The organism is Marinomonas rhodophyticola (assembly GCF_026113935.1).
GTDB lineage: Bacteria > Pseudomonadota > Gammaproteobacteria > Pseudomonadales > Marinomonadaceae > Marinomonas > Marinomonas rhodophyticola.
In genome coordinates this window covers 262,835-279,744 of sequence record NZ_JAPEUL010000004.1, presented here as the reverse complement: position 1 = coordinate 279,744, position 16,910 = coordinate 262,835, and the positions used below count along the sequence as shown (strand labels likewise).

Genomic DNA, 16,910 nt, shown 5'->3' with positions numbered 1-16,910 from the left:
CTACTTCAGCGATAAAATCATCGTTGTTATTTTTTTCTTAGCTTTATAAATGGAATACCCCATAATAACTAAAAAAGCTAAAAGCATTAAAAAACCGTCTAATCGTGATATTTGAAAATCAAACATAAAATAGCCAACTAAAATAGTAGCCAGAACTAAAAGAGGTAATTCTTTTTTCAAAACATCAGAATGAACCGTAATAGGACTTAATATCGCTGTAAAACCAAGAATCAGAGCTATATTCGCAATGTTCGAACCAAAGCCATTGCCTAATGCAAGTCCAGGGTTACCTTGCCACGATGCTAAACCGGACACCACAATTTCAGGTGCTGAGGTACCAAAACCAATGACCAACATACCGATTAAAAGCGATGACATGCCGTAATGACGCGCCATTACAGCTGCGCCATCAACAAATCGGTCAGCACTCCACAGCAAGACAACCAACCCAACAACTATGGCTAAAACAGATAACAGCATAATCCAACCCCTTTCAAAAAAAGCAAAGACAGCACAATAACTCGTTCTTTAAAGACAAAAAGATCCCTCAAGCCATTAGAAAGAAATGGCTTATTTATTCAATATAATTAAAAAGCGTGAAGTTTATTCGTCAAATAATCGACTTCGAGAGCCTGTAATATGCTTTTTCATTAAAGCAAAGGCGTCTTCTTTATTTCCTGATTTAATCGCCTGATATATTTTCTCATGTTCAGAATACACATCATCCAATCCACCAGTAGACTGTTTTAATGATATACCATGATATTTCATGCCGACGGCAATATGATCCTTCAACGACTCCATTGCGGTTTGAAAATATTGATTACCTGACGCTCTCGCTATAGACAAATGGAAATCATAATCCGCATCGGCTCTGTGTCGACGCTGCGTTGTCGCGTCTTTTAGTAACGCCAATGCAGCCTCTATGGCTTTCAAATCCGCCATAGTCCGTCTTTCTGCTGCAGCCTGTGCGCAGGCTGGTTCCAACACTTCACGAAACTCATAACAACGACGTAAATCAGATAGGTTTTCAACGGGACTAAAACCAAGCGGATCTTTAATGCCATTTTGACGCACAAAACTTCCCACACCTTGGCGGGAATAAATCAAATTCTGCTCGCGTAGTTTTTTCAAGGCTTCTCGAACAATTGGACGTGAGACTTCAAATTCTGCAGCCAAATCTGTTTCGGTCGGAAGTCTTTCATCCGGCGCATAAGAACCTGATTTTATCGCTCGATACATTTGATTAAAGACCATATCAGAAAGCGATTTACGCTCTACCCGCGTCTCTTTCGTATTACGCTTTAGCATATATTGTTCATTCACCTAAAAGTCATCTATTACCAATAATGATATTTAAAAGAGAAGATGAGTCACCAAACCCACCGGATTTTGTCACGATTCGCCATCCATTTGCCTGTGATACAGGAATACCTGAAAGCAATTCCCCTTCCAATAGTAACTTAGTCACTCCCAGCTCTGATAATACAGCTTCTGCCGTTGCTCCACCTGACAAAACAATATTCTCACACTTTTCTGCCAGCGGCCTAAAACTATGCGCAAGATTCCTACCAACTTCCTCTCTGGTTCGTTTTTTCCCAGGCGTTGCCTGCAATAAGGTCACTCGATGATCCGGCTGACCTTCTCCAACCACCCCAGAAGGCGCAGCGATTATATTCACCAAATCGTCAGGCAAAGCCTGAAGCTGAGTTAACGTAATAGGATCAGTTGAACCAATAACAATCCCTATAGAACCTTTTAATGACAAAGTCTCTGCAGCCTCAATACCCAAATGACGCGCCAAGGCAAATGCCAGACCTCTTGCACCAACCAGTATGCCATCATCAGGCAAGTTCTGTACCGCAATATCTAACGCGGCATCGCTATCACAATCAGGAATAATCGACCTCTGCGCATGATGAGCTAAAGCCTCTTTTATACTGAGCGGCGCATCCACACCAAACCCCATAACATAACCTGACTCAACATAACGCCCAAAACTCGGTAACGCTGGTGCCACCAATAAAGGAGCGTTTGGCAAAGCATCCAGCTCAACGACTACATTCCCCTTCAACCTAGAATCAATTTTTTTAAAAATCATTCTATTTGGGCACCCCTCAATAACTGCCTTAACACGACGATATGCTTCCGCTGGGGACACTTCCCTAGATTGAGTAGACACCGCCACTACATGTGCATCACCTCCCAAACAAGATTCCAAGGCCCCAACAGAAATAGCCACAACCACCTTAGTCGAAGAAGAACAAAAAGCTGCGGCAGCATCCAGAGCTCCGGTTAAATCATCCGCAATGATCAGAATCTTCTTTTCAAGCTTAAACGTCACCTTCTACACCTCTTTCATGAACACTTGTTACTTGGTCCATCGACTCAACTACAAAGAAGATCCAGCACACACAACTATCTGCTGTCCCGTGATAGAAGCTGCAGCATCAGACAATAAAAAACCGACTGTTCCTGCAATCTCTTCGGGTTTTACATATCGACCAAATGGAGGAAGCACAGGCGCACTTCCCTCTCGATTAGAATCATGTAACATTGGTGTATCTGTTGCGGCGGGTGAAACCACATTCACCGTGATAGCACGTTTTGCCAGCTCTGCAGCAATGGATCGAGAAAAACCAACAAAGGCCGACTTAGAAGCAGCATACAAACTTTTCGCCGCTGCCCCCGATGCCACCCGACTGCCAATTAGCACGATACGACCTCCATTATCCATGCATGGCGCTAATCCCTGCACGATAGCTGCTGCCGCATTAAGGTGTATTTGCCACATCATCGCGCCGTCTTCCAAGCTCATCTGGTCATAAGTGCCAACCCGCAACAAACCTGCGGCATGAACAATTGCATCCACTTTATCTATCTTTGCTAATGCTTGCGTTAATGCTTGTGTCTCAGCCAGATCAACTGCTATATGAGTAAAATACTCACTAAACTCAACGCAGTCTGGATGACGACGACTCATCCCAATTACCGACCAACCAGTTGAAAGCAAATGATTCGTGATATACAAACCTATCCCCGAACTACAACCCGTCACTAAAGCCACTTTTTTCATTTTATCCTCCTTACTCCGTTTATGATGCCGATAAGGCTATGCGCTCGGCTCTTCTAACAGACTGCACTCGTGGGTCTGGATCCAAAGACGCATTAAGCAAAGCTTGGGTATAAGGCTGAGTAGGATTTTCAAAGATTTGACGCACAGTACCGATCTCAACAATCTTACCGAGCCGCATCACAATGACACGATCTGCAAAGTCTTTTACAACTGGCAAATCATGAGCAATGAAAATAAAGCTAATTTTTAGTTCTTTTTGTAGGTTAGCTAATAGATCAATCACTTGAGCCTGAATAGACACATCCAAAGCAGACACAGCTTCGTCACAGACAATAATTCTAGGTTCTACTGCCAATGCTCTAGCAATAGCAATACGTTGACGTTGTCCACCTGAAAATTGATGGGGATAACGATGCCGATGCTCCGCACTTAAGCCCACCTGCTCCAGCAAAGCAATCACCCGTTCTTCCCATTGAGATTTAGGCAAGATATCTGGATGAATAATCCATGGTTCCGAAATAATTTGGAAAATAGACATACGTGGATTCAATGACTGAGACGGATCTTGAAATACCATTTGAATATCACGACGAATACTTTTCATTTCTTTTTTAGAAAGGGTAAAAATATCCTTTCCCATATACAAAGCACGTCCACCTGAGGCATCTTCCAATCCCATCAGTAATTTCGCTGTAGTGGATTTACCAGAGCCACTTTCGCCCACAATGGCGATAGATTCCCCTTCTAGTAAATCAAAACTAACCGAATCTAATGCTTTGCAACCCGAATACTCTTTAGAAATATTCTGGATTTTCAAAATCGGCTTAGCGGACATATCGCTATCGCTCATCAAGCCATTTCCGGGTGCTGCTGAAATCAGCTTTTTCGTGTACGCATGTTGTGGTGAATGATAAACCTGATCCGCATTGCCCGTTTCCACCACACAGCCGTTATGCATAACAACAACACGGTCAGCAATATCTGCAACCACACCCAAATCATGGGTAATGATCAACAACCCCATCCCCGTCTCGTTACGTAGTACTTCAAGCAATTCTAATATCTGCGCTTGTACTGTCACATCCAACGCCGTAGTGGGCTTCATCAGCGATCAAAACATCTGGCCGCAATGCCAATGCCATTGCAATCATTAAACGTTGACGCTGCCCACCAGAAAACTGGTGAGGGTACTTTTTGGCTGACTGCTCAGGCATCGGCATACCAACTTTTTCAAGCAGCTCAATGGTTTTGGCCTTGGCTTCTTCCTTTGGCGTACCATGAATAGCCATGGTTTCTTCTATTTGCCAGCCAACCGTATAAACAGGATTAAGATGACCTAGTGGATCTTGAAATATCATGGCAATACGTTTGCCATTGATTTGACGACGTACTTCAGGACTCGCTTTCAGCAAATCTTGTCCATCAAAAAGAATTTCACCGCTGACAATTTCAGCTGGCGGCATATCCAAGAGATCCATAATGCTTGAAGCAGAAACAGACTTACCAGAACCACTTTCCCCAAGAATGGCAAGCACTTCACCACGATCAAGGTGCCAGCTAACATTTTTAACGGCATCAACAGGGCCTTTTGCGGTGTGGAAGGTAACGGACAAATCCTTTACTTCTAATAGATGATTAGCCATTTTTTGTGCCTCCGATCTCTAGACGCCAACGTTGCTGAGGGTCTAAAACAACACGCAACCAATTAGACAATAGGTTCAAACTAAGCGTTGTCATGACAATCGCCAGACCAAGCCAAAAAGAGAGCCACCATGCCGTCATTAAATAAGGTCGCCCTTGAGAAACCATTAAGCCCCAAGTTATTTCTGGTGCTTGAATCCCAATACCAAGAAACGACAAAGCACTTTCAGCCAGCATAACAAAACCAAAATCCAACGTGGCAATTGTCATGATGGTAGGAAATATCACGGGTAACATATGTCGAAAGATAATCCTAAAGTCAGATGCACCAATTACTTTCGCAGCTTGAACAAACATACGCTCACGGACTTCCAATATCTCCGCCCGAGTAGTACGTAAATAGAGAGGAATGCGTGTGATAGCTAAAACAATGACAATATTGGAAACAGAAGGGTCCAACATATACAACACAATGACCGCCAATAGCAAAGAAGGAAAAGACATAATCACATCCGCCAAACGAGGAATGACCTGCCCTAAACGACCACGAGAATACCCAGAAATTAAGCCAAGTATCGCGCCCACAATCATAGAAACCAGCACAGCACCTGCTGCCACCATCATGGTATTTTGTGCTGCCACTATAATTCTTGCTAATAAAGGCCGTCCTAATTGATCACCGCCCAAGAAATAGAGCCAGTCTTTTGCCAAATCAAAAGGCACAGAATTACGACCTCTTAGGTTCTGACGAGTCGCCTCATAATCCAGCAAAGCAGGACCAATCAACGCACAGACAAGCACAATCAATAGAAACAATACGGCGAAGAAGGCAAATTTATCGGCCCATAGCAACCGAATTAGACGCACCAATGACGCCCCAAAACCCTCTGCACTAGAAGATGTTTTATTCAAAATGGATGTTGAGTTAGACATAGCATGTGCCTCAATAACGTATGCGCGGATCGAGCAACGCGTAGAGTAAATCGATAATTAAATTCATGATGAAAATTGCAAAAGCAGTCACGACAACAGCCGCAATAACTACTGTAAAATCGCGCTGTAGAATACTATCAATCATTAATTTTCCGACACCAGGAAAACCGAAAATGGTTTCCACTACCACGGCACCATTCAACATGCCCGCGGCCTGATCGCCTATCACAGTAATAACAGGGAGTAACGCATTGCGAAGTGCATGAACAAAGATAATAGTTTTTGCTTTAACCCCTTTTGCTTTTGCCGTTTTTACATAAGCAGAACTCAAGGCATTAATCATTGAACTACGCACAACTTGTACAATAAGGCCGAATGGACGAATAAATAAGATAGCAACAGGCAACACCCAATGCAGTGCTGTTCCCGTTCCCGAAGTAGGAAACCAACCAAGCTGAACAGAAAAGACGACGATCGCCACGATTGCCACCCAAAATTCCGGCACAGACGACCCAACCAAAGAAAAAAAGTCGCAAAGCGGTCAAAAATTTTGCCCACATTAAAAGCCGCCAAAGAACCAAATACGATTGCTGCAACCGCCACAATAGCAATAGTGATCAAGGCTAATTGGAGTGTCCATTGAAACGCACTAACCACCACATCTAAAGCAGGTTGAGCGCGACGAATAGACTCGCCAAAATCCAACACCGCAAGATCTTTCAGATAGTCAACAAACTGAACCATCAACGGTTGATCTAAGCCATGCAAGGCTCGGAATTGGGGCTCTTGATTCCAAGCTTGCATCTAGGGGTAAATACAAGTCAGTTGGATCACCAGTCAAACGTGAGAGAAAGAACACGGCGACGACTAAAAAAGCTAAGGAAATCAAAGAAGCTAACGCTCTTTTTACAATAAACCGTTCCATATTACATCCACTAATCTCTGTTACGGAAATCACATTGACGTACTTTACAGTACGCCAATGCCTCTGCTGTTTTTACACTTAGTTAAAGCTGATTTGTTCCAGCGGCAACTCAGAGTTAGTAGAAATATTAGGCTCGTAATTTAAACGTTTAGAAACACGTGAGAAGCCAACCATGTGAAATAGGAAAACATCTGCCACTAAGTCATTATGCACTTTGGCAAAAACAGGTTTCCAAAGTTTGGCACGTTCAGAACCCGTTGCAGCAGACGCTTTTGCAATCATCGCATCTAGCTCTTTATCACATAGGCCCGATTGACCACCATCGCAAGAGTATTTCCAAACCATAGAAAATACTGGGTCACCACGACTATTATCATGCTGAGCCGTTACCAAGCGAGGACCACGATCCTCTGCAAACGGTTTAGAATAAAAACCAATCCACTCAGCCACTTCATGCATTTCAAGCTTCACATTCAAACCCACATCATTAAACATTTGCGTCAATGCTTCATTAATCTCTGTGGCATGAGGAAAGTTATTGGTACGACCAATCAAGGTGATTTGCTTGCTAACATCCACACCATCGGCTTTCGCTTCGTTTACAAGACGACGAGCTTCTTCTGGGTCAAATGGCCAAGGTTTAAGATCACGATTCCATCCAAGAGTCGAAGGCGGAACCATGTGGGTTGCAATCACAGCGCCCTCAGGAACCAACGTACCTAGAAAGGCTTCTCGGTCTACTGCAAGGTTAAGTGCCTTACGAATTCGGACATCATCTAGCGGCGCAACAAACTGGTCGATACGCAAGTAGGTCGTTTCAGAGTTTAGATAAGCGAAATCTGTTTCTGCATTATCCACGAACTCTTCAGACATTTGTGGGACAATGTCCGCTTCACCCGTAGCAACCATAGCAGCACGAACGGCGTCGTCAGAGCGAAACACATACGTAGCCTTGGTCACTTCAGGCATTTTGCCCCAATAATTATCACGACGCTTTAGAATAATGTTCTGACCAACATTCCATTCAGATAATACATAAGAGTCTCGTACCAATAGGTTTACGAGTAAATTCTAGCGGTGTTTCTTCGGGTACAATGGTTAAAGCAGAAAGCAATAATGGAAGGATAGGTTGATTTGGGCTAGCCGTAAAATCGATTGTGTATTCATCAACGATATTCGCCTTCAAGTCCATGTTACCAAAGTAACGAGCTTTAATTTCACAAGACAATTTATCTGACAAAGTCCGCTCTAGGGAATGCTTAACATCAGCAGCCGTAAAACTAGACCCGTCCGAGAAAGTCACACCTTTACGAAGATGGAAGCGCCACTTACCATCACCCAAATCGTCCCAAGACGTTGCCAAACGTGGCTCCAAAGTGCCGTAACCTGGATTTACTGTGGCTAAAGTTTCAGACACATTTTGAAGTATTACCCGACCAATATTGGATTGCGAGGCCATACAAGGCTCCACCAACTCCAACTCTTCGTTCAAGACAATCTTTACATCTGTATTTGCTGCTTGAGCATACCCAGCCGTCATGGTTGCAATCGAGACAGTACCCGTCACTAGCAGAGATGTTGTTATTTTTTTCATCTTATTCTCCAACTTTTCCCCTTCTCATGACTTACATCAGAAGAGTTTGACATGCACCCCCAGATATCTGGAGCCGCCTAAATTTTTTACTTAGCACTCAAAAGAAGAGAAACACTAAGCACATAAAAACTACAGAGAGCAAAAGAAGTTGTCAATTTTATTTTAAATAAAAATTTAAAGTTGAAAACAAATAAAAATAATACAAACAAAAACAATAGTTTAAGAATAAATTATTTTTACAAATAAAACAAAAATAAAAATAACAACTTGACAACTAAAAAGACAAAGTAAATTATTGCGACTAAACAATAACAAAACTGGAGACATTTAATGAGCGCTTTTCCAACCACGCCAGTTGAAATAGAAAGAGCCATGACAGGACAATTCAATGGCACACACGCCATACTGCCCTCGCCCACTATTCAAAACCACGCGGCCTTTTTAAGCCGCAACCAGCAAGGGGAACTTGAATGTACTTGGTTTGGTGGCAGTCTAGAAGGCAAATCCGACATTGCTATCTATCGCAGTATATTTAAAGCGAACCAGTGGTCGGAAGCGGAAGCATTAACAGATGATCCAGGTCGTTCCGAACAGAATCCCATTATTTTCCGCCCATCCAGCCAAAGCACCTTCTTAATTCACACAGCACAACCTGGCGGCAACCAAGACCAATGTGTTGTTCGGATGCGTGAAATTGGAAAGACACCAAGAGAACTGCCTTTACCTAAAGGCACTTTTGTTCGAGCTACCCCAATCGTAAGAAACGATGGCGCTTGGCTACTACCTCTATTTCATTGCACACCACAAAATGGCGCAAAATGGACTGGCAAACACGATACCGCTTCGGTTGCCATCAGCCAGAACAAAGGCTCTGATTGGCGCATTGTTCCCGTACCCAACTCTATTGGCTGTGTTCACATGACGATTGTGCCAACCGACCAACCCAATCATTTCTTCGCTTTTTTCAGACGTCGCCAAGCTGACTTTATTTATCGCTGCGAAAGCACAGACGGTGGCGAAAGCTGGACCTCTCCAGTAGCAACTCAACTGCCGAATAACAACTCTTCCATTGCAGCTATTCGTTTAACAGACGGGCGACTTGCCATTTGTTGCAATCCAATCAACAAAGACATGTCATCAGATCGTCGTGAATCCCTATACGATGAACTTGGTGACGATGCAAGACCAGAAGCCAAAGGCGGATGCGAGGTAGTGTGGGGCGTACCAAGGGCACCTCTTGTTGTGGCAATTTCAGAAGACAATGGTGACAGCTTTCCCTTACAAGTCACCGTCGCGAACAGCATGGGAAAATGTTTAAGCAATGACAGCTTAGATGGCAAAAACCAAGAATTATCTTATCCCGCCATCATGGAAACACTTGATGGTGGGATAGACGTTACTTTTACCCTACACCGTAGAGCCATCGCTCACGTTCGACTCACCCCCAACCAGATTGGAGCAAAAAAATGATTGGCATCACCATGGGAGATCCGGCTGGCGTCGGACCAGAAATCATTCTAAAAGCCTTTGAAGAAATGAGTACAAAGGAACGACAAGCAACACGCGTATACGGAAATCTAGCGACACTAAAATACGTTGCCAATATTATCTCCAGCCCAGTAGATCCAGAGAAAGACATGCAGGTTGTGGATATTGATTTTGACGGTGCACCACTTACTTTAGGCAAACTCGATGCGAGGGCTGGCGAAGCGGCTTACCGCTTTATTGAAAAAGCGGTGAAAGACTCAGAAGCCAAAGAAATTGGCTGCATTGTTACCGCTCCCATCAACAAAGCAGCTCTTAACCTTGCAGGCCATCATCACGACGGCCATACAGGACTGCTTGCCTACCTAACCAAGGGAAAAGCATGGATGATTCTGGCTTCTGACCGACTCAAAGTCATTCACACCTCAACCCATGTTTCATTGCAAGATGCTATTCACAAAACCACTTCTGAACGTGTCTACGACACCATCAAAGCTGGATATGAACATTTACAGCGTATCGGTATTGCCAACCCAAGAATTGCCGTGGCGGGATTAAACCCTCATTGTGGCGAAGGCGGCTTATTCGGCAAAGAAGATGAAGAAATCATTCTGCCGGGCATTATCAAAGCACAAAATGAAGGTATGAATGTATCGGGTCCTATTCCTGCAGACTCTGTTTTTTTTCGTGCATATAGCGGCGCCTTCGACCTTGTTGTCGCCAATTACCACGACCAAGGCCATATTCCCGTCAAATTAATCGCTTTTGATACAGCAGTTAACGTATCCGTTGGTTTACCCATTGACAGGACATCCGTTGACCACGGTACTGCTTTTGACATTGCAGGAAAGGGCATCGCCAACCATGAAAACTTACTGTCTGCGATTGCTTATGCCAGAAAACTTGTTTCAGGAGGTAAAAAATGAAGCACCCAATTACCGGCGTATATTGCGCAGCAACGACACCCATAGATCAAAAAGGCAAGGTACGTCTTGACCTATTTGCCGAACATTGTAAGGCACTGATTCATGAAGGTGCTCATGGTGTTGCTATTCTAGGCACCACGGGCGAAGCCAATAATTATTCAGCCAAAGAGCGAATGGCACTTGTTGATGCAGTACAAAAAGCTGGCATAACAGGTGAACAACTTCTTCCAGGCACCTCTGCCTGTTCCGTTCCAGAAACCATTGAACTGACTTCTCACGCCGTATCCGCCGGGCAAAAGCCTGCGTGTTATTGCCACCTTACTATTACAAAGGTGTCTCGGACAAAGGCTTATTCCGCTTTTACAGTGATGTCATTGAAGGAGTCAATGATCCTAAACTTAAAGTCATTCTCTACCATATTCCACAAGTTACTCAAATTCCATTATCCCATAATCTCATTGAAAAACTCATCCAGGAGTTTGGCGACACCATTATTGGAATCAAAGACAGTTCTGGCGACATCGAGAACATGAAAGCCATGGTTAACCGTTTTGATAATTTCTCGGTGCTGGCAGGTGCAGACCCCTTGCTAAAACCACTTTTAGAAGCTGGTGGCGCAGGAAGCATTACCGCAACCTCTAACCTACGATCCGATTCCCTTCGAGTCGTATTTGATCATTGGTCTGACCCATCTGTCACAGCGAAAGTAGAAGCGGCTCAAAAACGCATTAACCAATGGCGCACCTTATCCAATAGCTATGTTCAGCTCCCTACAATCAAAACCATGGTCGCAAAAGCAAGAGATAATATGGACTGGCTTAATGTGCGCCCGCCTTTAGTACCTTTAAATGAGCAACAACAAGCACATATTTGGGAACAGATGGCACAGCTAGATAGCTAACAATCCATCGAGAGGAATTCGCTATGAATACACCACGAAATATCACAATACATCAGCCATCTCGTTTGGAAGTGGGTGCTAATACGGTCACTCAAGTAGGCGACTGGGTTGGCAATAAACGAGCATTGGTCATTACCACTAGTCCTGTTGCCAATCACGTTTCTCGATTAGGGCTAAAAGGACCATTTACCACCTTTGAGGATACGCCGCCAGAACCCAATGAATTGGCTTTACGAACCATTCTGGATCTTGCTGAGAGCATCAAACCAGAGGTCATAATTGGCTTAGGCGGTGGCTCGGTGATGGATCTAGCCAAACTAGCAGCTGTATTGTGGAACAAAAATCAAACTTTAGAAGAAGTCGTCGGTCTCAATAAAGTTCATCAAAAATTATCAACTTTGATCCAAATTCCCACAACCGCTGGTACAGGTTCAGAATCTGGCATTCGCGCTTTAGTGACCAACTCACAAACCAGCGCAAAAATGGCGGTTGAAAGTGAGCATATGCGAGCTGACATCGCCATTTTAGATCCAACCCTAACCTATTCGGTGCCATCGACCGTCACCGCTGCGACAGGAGTAGATGCGATGGCACACTGCGTAGAAGCCTTCACAAACATTCGCGCTCACAACATGATTGATGACTACGCACGCATGGGAATGAAGTTGATTGGTCAATATCTAAAGCGTGCCGTTGCCAACGGTGAAGATACAGAAGCCAGAGAAGGAATGATGCTCGCCAGTTATTACGGTGGCATTTGTTTGGGTCCAGTCAATACCGCTGCCGGTCATGCATTAGCATATCCACTGTCCACTCAGCTTCACTTACCTCATGGCCTAGCTAATGCCATTATCTTTCCCCATGTGTTGGCCTTTAACGCCGACGCTAAACCAGAAAAAACAGCGGAAATATTAGCGGCATTGGGACTCCCCCAATCTCATGATCCAAGCAATGTACTGCAAGCTGCTTATGCCTTTTGCATAGATCTTGGTATTGAAATGAAAATATCAAAACATGGAGCAAACACTGAGGTACTATTGCAATATGCCGAAGAGGCTTACAACATAAAGCGCCTCATGAACAACAACCCCAAAGAAATGTCCATAAAAGATATCTTAGCCATTTATAAAGCCGCATTTTAATCCCAAAAGTGGAGAGTCTTAGGTTTTTACCTGTGGCTTTCCACTTTAATTACAAAGCGGCAGATTCGCTTCAATGACCTATCCTTGCCAGCGTACTACATTGTATTCGCTTTTCGTCACTTCTTTAATCAGGGGATACCGCATTCAGCAAAGCTGTTTGTGATCGCTCCGCCGAATTGAATAGGCATACTTCTCGCCAAAAAGTCGGCTCAATAATTTCTATTGCCTGTATCAGCTTTGATTACTGCAAATGAAAAATCAGAAGTGGGTGACAACTAAACACCGTAGCCGTCCTCCACATAACGTAATGTGGTCATCAACTGCCCAAAGGCAGGTTTATACAGTAATGTCACTCCGGTTTTTTCTTCATAACACTGCAACACATAGCCAAATGAATCACGAGACCCAGTGACAATCACTTCAAAATTCACTAATTAATTAAAATAAATACGTTCTCTACCAATCAAAGCCTTATGATTATTCACCTTAGGGCCACAGCCAACTTCAAGAAAGAACTTTTCTCTGAAAATAGTTACCTGTCGATTTTTATGACACCTGATTCATCAGGTAAAAATCACCATATCAATGCCACTCGATTGCAATTGACTCAATAAGCTCTAATATCATCCAGTATGAAGCTCTATATAATTTTAGGAAAACGCTGTTCTAAAAACCATAATACCTTTCACTCAACATCCCTGCAATATAATATTGAATAATTAAAAAATCATAGAACACATATTTTTTGTTTGATATTTTTATAAGATATAACAATCAACATTATGAGCATTATTACTCACCATAAAAATTCTAGGATAGAAGGAAATCCATGGAAAAAACTGAATGTTAAACTGTGCGTTTATATGTTATCCATACTACCTTTACTATTAATTACATTTTGGATAATTTTTATATCCCATAAAAAATGTCCAACCCAAATAAAAACCAAAAAGAGCTAATTTAAAAAAATTAACAAAACCAAAACATGCAGAGTTAGAAACCTACATTGAAATTATTAATTCTTCTTTAAGCTAGTTTAAAAAGAATAAGGCAGGCTTAAAAGATGTGATTGCTCAACTATTTCAGATTAAATATAGCGACAATGGTTATGCTTTTGGCTACGACAGCAAAGGTAATCGTTACTTCCTAGGTAATACGGGTGCGTATATAAGTAAAAACTTCTGGAACTTACAAGACACCAAGGGCAACTACTCAATTCAAAATCTCATCAAACAAGCTAAAAATAGTGGTGGATTCTCAAGTTACTATTTTCCCAAGCCTGGCAGTAAAGTATCCTTAGAGAAACTGAGTTATTCTATTTACGAGCTCCCAATGGGACATGACCATCGGTATGGTTTTTTATATTGATGATATCGATGCCATCACCGCACAGATGGCCAATGCATCCAAACAAAAAATGGATGATAGCTTTCTCCTAATGGCTTCGATTGGCGCAGGTATTTTATGCTTGGTGATTATTCTCGCGATTCTGTTTAGCCGTGGTATTTTGAAACCTTTAATCCAATTTGACCAATCCATTGCTCGTTTTGCGAATGGCGATGCCGATTTAACCGCTCGGATGGAACCTTACTCGGTTCCTGAATACGCGTCACTTAGTAAAAACTTCAATCGTTTTGTAGAAAACTTACAAAATATTATTCGTCAACTGCGCGTTAACAGTGATTCCATCAACCATGAAACGGGACACATGCTTGAACGCTCTAACCAAGTTGATCGCTTATCAAGTACACAACGAGAAGAAACCGAACTCGTCGCGACTTCCGTAACACAAATGACAGCGACAGCACATGACATATCTGAAAACGCTTCCAGTGCCGCTTCGGCTGCCCAATCGGCGGATAACAAAGCAAAAGAAGCCATGTCAACTGTCGACTCCGCTGTTGATTCAGTCTCTGTATTAGCAAACAAACTTGAATCAACAAGCAGCGTCATGGACAAGCTGAAAAACAACGTCAGCAACATTTCCTCTTCTCTCAATGTCATTCAGGAAATTGCCGAACAAACCAACCTATTGGCACTGAATGCCGCAATCGAAGCCGCGCGAGCGGGAGAGCAAGGTCGTGGATTTGCTGTCGTTGCGGATGAAGTTCGACAACTGGCAAGCAAAACACAACAAAGTACAGGCGATATTCAACACATTATTGAGCAACTAAAAGGTGCAACTGAAGCGGCCGTACAATCTATGCTAGACAGTCGATCGCAAAGCGAAGATACCGTACTTAAAGCACGTCAGGCCAGTGACGCACTCACAGAAATTCTCGACTCTGTTAGTAAAATCATGGACATGAACACTCTGATAGCCACAGCTACAGAAGAACAAAGCCAAGTTTGTCAAGATATTTCGCAGCGTGTTGAACTTATTTCAGAGCAAAGCTTGCAAGTGGTACAAGTGTCGGATAAAAACCGACAAGGAAGTAATGAACTGCGCCATAAAATACTGGAGCTTAAATCTCTCGTAGATCGCTTTACGATGTAGCGTTCCAAAGCACTTCTAAAAAATCGGCTTAATTAAGCCGATTTTTTTATGCCACAAAGCAGTACGCCATCGACAACACCTTACCACATCAATTCATAAAAGTTAGAAGCTGGCACATAAAGATGCTCAGATTTTAGCGTACTAAGAGGTCACCTGATTGATAACTCAAACACCAACCTAAGCAATGTGAATACTGTATTGGCTCCTTTTGAGCGACAAAGCGAAACCATTATTTTCCAACCCCGCCAATAAAAGGGGCTTACTGGTAAACAAATTAGAATACAGGAAAGCATTGGTTAGGTAGGCAAAAATCTAGAATCTGCCGATGGTTCGTTGCCAGAAGCACTGGAGTTTTTTATCAATTTTTTAGGAGAGAGGGCTGAGCTGAATTGAAAAAAATCTAGCTCAGACTAAAATCAGAAAATATAAAAAATACTGATAAATTAGACCTGAGCTAGCAAAGGTGATTAGTTTATTGATTAATTGAAATCGCACTTAACATTAGAACTGATAATTCAAGGAAGTCCGTAATATCGTTAATGAATCATCTGCAACATCTTGATCATAATTAATATAAGACAACTGCATTACTGTAGACAAACCTTTAATTTCTTGGGACTTATAATCAATGCGTAATGACGCTTCATAACCATCATCCAAATCAGTTCCACGGCTATTTTTTATACCTTCCACGCTTTGTTGCCAAGTCGTGTAGCCAAGAGTCGCTTTAAAACCGGTAATGTTAAAACCATAGTTTGCTGCAATAGAAGTCGTTTTTAAGCCTGCAAAATATTCACCTTGCATACCAGGATTATACGATCGTAACATTGGAACATGCCCTAAAGTACCAGGAAAATTAGCCGCATCATCCACAGTTGTATACGCCAACTGAACACCAACACCGTTGAAGGTATTTTTTACGAAGGCGCCTTGGTAGCCAGTATCTGCGCTGTTTTCAAAATTCGCTGATAATGTTTTAGCACCTACCGTCCAAGAGCTATTAGGTATATTGTAATCCAACGCTAAAAAAGTCGTATCATAGTTCTTAGCTGTTACGGCTGCTGGTGGATCCCCTGCATTTTCATCATTATCATTCTGAAGCCATTGAGCCTCAATATTTAAATTATCTATGCTTTTATTATTTAAATAGAACGAGACTAATGGATTATCATAACTTTTATCTGTTTGGGTAACAGAACCGTTATTATCATCACCATATCGCATATTCCATTTTGTTACATACATAGCACGCAAGATTGTATCCGGTATATCCTTATTCTCAATCACTACGGCATCAAATGAATCTCTCATAGGAAATGCGCCACTAGTCATGAGTAGAGGTGAAGTAATATCTTGTCGACCAACCCGTATTTGTGTATTGGTTAAAGCACTATTAAAACGATAGTTAATAAAGGCTCGATACAAATTTGTAGCGTTCACATTTACTCGACTATCATTTTCACCACCTGCGGTTGTTGCTGTATCACTATCCTGTATCCCCCAGTCGTAACCAGTTTCAGATCCGACACCTATATTGAAGCCATAATAATCTCCAGTGACATAATCTAAGGTCAATGCAGACCCTAATACTTTTGCATTATTATTGGCACCAACCCCACTAGCACCAGAGTTACTACCAAGTTCTAGAGTATTGAAAAGTCCACCGGAAAAAGTACCATTTTTAATGGAATCTAATACAGTGCTAGCATGAGAGTTCACACTAGTAACTACAGACAAAGCCAACGCCATTTTGAAATTTAATTTGACCATTATGAGTAACCTTTTATTAT

17 protein-coding genes and 1 pseudogene are annotated in these 16,910 nt (G+C 42.5%); 6 read left to right on the top strand and 12 right to left on the bottom strand.

Annotation, left to right across the window (positions count from 1 at the left end; genetic code table 11):
- The 10 genes from ONZ52_RS24500 to ONZ52_RS01980 all read right to left on the bottom strand — a co-directional run bounded on the left by ONZ52_RS24500 (position 1) and on the right by ONZ52_RS01980 (position 8,169).
- The gene (locus tag ONZ52_RS24500) at positions 1 to 480 is read right to left on the bottom strand and encodes a sodium:calcium antiporter (protein ID WP_321160234.1); all 480 of its coding nucleotides are present in this window, start codon (positions 478 to 480) and stop codon (positions 1 to 3) included.
- Between the two features lie 123 nt (positions 481 to 603).
- Positions 604 to 1,311, bottom strand: a complete 708-nt coding sequence (locus ONZ52_RS02020; protein WP_265216964.1) for a FadR/GntR family transcriptional regulator — start codon at positions 1,309 to 1,311, stop codon at positions 604 to 606.
- 22 nt (positions 1,312 to 1,333) lie between these two features.
- Positions 1,334 to 2,344: a four-carbon acid sugar kinase family protein gene (locus ONZ52_RS02015; RefSeq protein ID WP_265216963.1), complete on the bottom strand. Its 1,011-nt coding sequence runs from the start codon at positions 2,342 to 2,344 to the stop codon at positions 1,334 to 1,336.
- A 48-nt stretch (positions 2,345 to 2,392) separates the two neighbouring features.
- The gene (locus ONZ52_RS02010; RefSeq protein ID WP_265216962.1) at positions 2,393 to 3,076 is read right to left on the bottom strand and encodes an SDR family NAD(P)-dependent oxidoreductase; all 684 of its coding nucleotides are present in this window, start codon (positions 3,074 to 3,076) and stop codon (positions 2,393 to 2,395) included.
- 19 nt (positions 3,077 to 3,095) lie between these two features.
- Positions 3,096 to 4,181, bottom strand: a complete 1,086-nt coding sequence (locus ONZ52_RS02005; RefSeq protein WP_265216961.1) for an ATP-binding cassette domain-containing protein — start codon at positions 4,179 to 4,181, stop codon at positions 3,096 to 3,098.
- Positions 4,123 to 4,719, bottom strand: a complete 597-nt coding sequence (locus ONZ52_RS02000) for an ABC transporter ATP-binding protein (protein ID WP_265216960.1) — start codon at positions 4,717 to 4,719, stop codon at positions 4,123 to 4,125. The genes ONZ52_RS02005 and ONZ52_RS02000 overlap by 59 nt, the downstream gene beginning before the upstream one ends.
- Complete coding sequence (locus ONZ52_RS01995) at positions 4,712 to 5,650, bottom strand: ABC transporter permease (RefSeq protein ID WP_265216959.1); 939 nt, start codon at positions 5,648 to 5,650, stop codon at positions 4,712 to 4,714. The genes ONZ52_RS02000 and ONZ52_RS01995 overlap by 8 nt, the downstream gene beginning before the upstream one ends.
- Positions 5,651 to 5,660: 10 nt before the next feature.
- Positions 5,661 to 6,170 (bottom strand): ABC transporter permease, encoded by a 510-nt coding sequence (locus tag ONZ52_RS01990; protein ID WP_265216958.1) that lies wholly within the window; start codon positions 6,168 to 6,170, stop codon positions 5,661 to 5,663.
- A 483-nt stretch (positions 6,171 to 6,653) separates the two neighbouring features.
- Positions 6,654 to 7,628 (bottom strand): ABC transporter substrate-binding protein, encoded by a 975-nt coding sequence (locus ONZ52_RS01985; protein ID WP_265216956.1) that lies wholly within the window; start codon positions 7,626 to 7,628, stop codon positions 6,654 to 6,656.
- The gene (locus tag ONZ52_RS01980; RefSeq protein ID WP_265216955.1) at positions 7,600 to 8,169 is read right to left on the bottom strand and encodes an ABC transporter substrate-binding protein; all 570 of its coding nucleotides are present in this window, start codon (positions 8,167 to 8,169) and stop codon (positions 7,600 to 7,602) included. Before ONZ52_RS01980 ends, ONZ52_RS01985 begins: the two co-directional genes overlap by 29 nt.
- Positions 8,170 to 8,499: 330 nt before the next feature.
- Between ONZ52_RS01980 and ONZ52_RS01975 the strand changes: the two genes are divergently transcribed.
- The 4 genes and pseudogenes from ONZ52_RS01975 to ONZ52_RS01960 all read left to right on the top strand — a co-directional run bounded on the left by ONZ52_RS01975 (position 8,500) and on the right by ONZ52_RS01960 (position 12,623).
- A complete protein-coding gene (locus tag ONZ52_RS01975) occupies positions 8,500 to 9,639 on the top strand; it encodes a sialidase family protein (protein WP_265216954.1) in 1,140 nt (379 codons plus the stop codon).
- Entirely contained in the window at positions 9,636 to 10,580 is a 945-nt protein-coding gene (gene pdxA / locus ONZ52_RS01970) for a 4-hydroxythreonine-4-phosphate dehydrogenase PdxA (RefSeq protein ID WP_265216953.1), read from the top strand. The genes ONZ52_RS01975 and pdxA overlap by 4 nt, the downstream gene beginning before the upstream one ends.
- A pseudogene (locus ONZ52_RS01965) lies at positions 10,577 to 11,481 on the top strand (dihydrodipicolinate synthase family protein). The gene pdxA and the pseudogene ONZ52_RS01965 overlap by 4 nt, the downstream one beginning before the upstream one ends.
- 23 nt (positions 11,482 to 11,504) lie before the next feature.
- On the top strand, positions 11,505 to 12,623 hold the full coding sequence (locus tag ONZ52_RS01960; RefSeq protein WP_265216951.1) for an iron-containing alcohol dehydrogenase: 1,119 nt from the start codon (positions 11,505 to 11,507) through the stop codon (positions 12,621 to 12,623).
- A gap of 275 nt (positions 12,624 to 12,898) precedes the next feature.
- On the opposite strand, the gene ONZ52_RS01955 is transcribed toward ONZ52_RS01960, so the two are convergent.
- Positions 12,899 to 13,042 carry a hypothetical protein gene (locus ONZ52_RS01955; RefSeq protein ID WP_265216950.1) on the bottom strand — a complete coding sequence of 48 codons (144 nt, stop codon included), beginning with the start codon at positions 13,040 to 13,042 and terminating at the stop codon, positions 12,899 to 12,901.
- A 646-nt stretch (positions 13,043 to 13,688) separates the two neighbouring features.
- On the opposite strand from ONZ52_RS01955, the gene ONZ52_RS01950 reads away from it, so the two are divergent.
- Complete coding sequence (locus tag ONZ52_RS01950; protein ID WP_265216949.1) at positions 13,689 to 13,991, top strand: cache domain-containing protein; 303 nt, start codon at positions 13,689 to 13,691, stop codon at positions 13,989 to 13,991.
- On the top strand, positions 13,963 to 15,120 hold the full coding sequence (locus tag ONZ52_RS01945) for a methyl-accepting chemotaxis protein (RefSeq protein WP_265216948.1): 1,158 nt from the start codon (positions 13,963 to 13,965) through the stop codon (positions 15,118 to 15,120). Before ONZ52_RS01950 ends, ONZ52_RS01945 begins: the two co-directional genes overlap by 29 nt.
- A 501-nt stretch (positions 15,121 to 15,621) precedes the next feature.
- Here ONZ52_RS01945 and ONZ52_RS01940 read toward each other — a convergent pair.
- Positions 15,622 to 16,890, bottom strand: a complete 1,269-nt coding sequence (locus ONZ52_RS01940; protein WP_265216947.1) for a hypothetical protein — start codon at positions 16,888 to 16,890, stop codon at positions 15,622 to 15,624.
- Positions 16,891 to 16,910 lie beyond the last annotated feature (20 nt).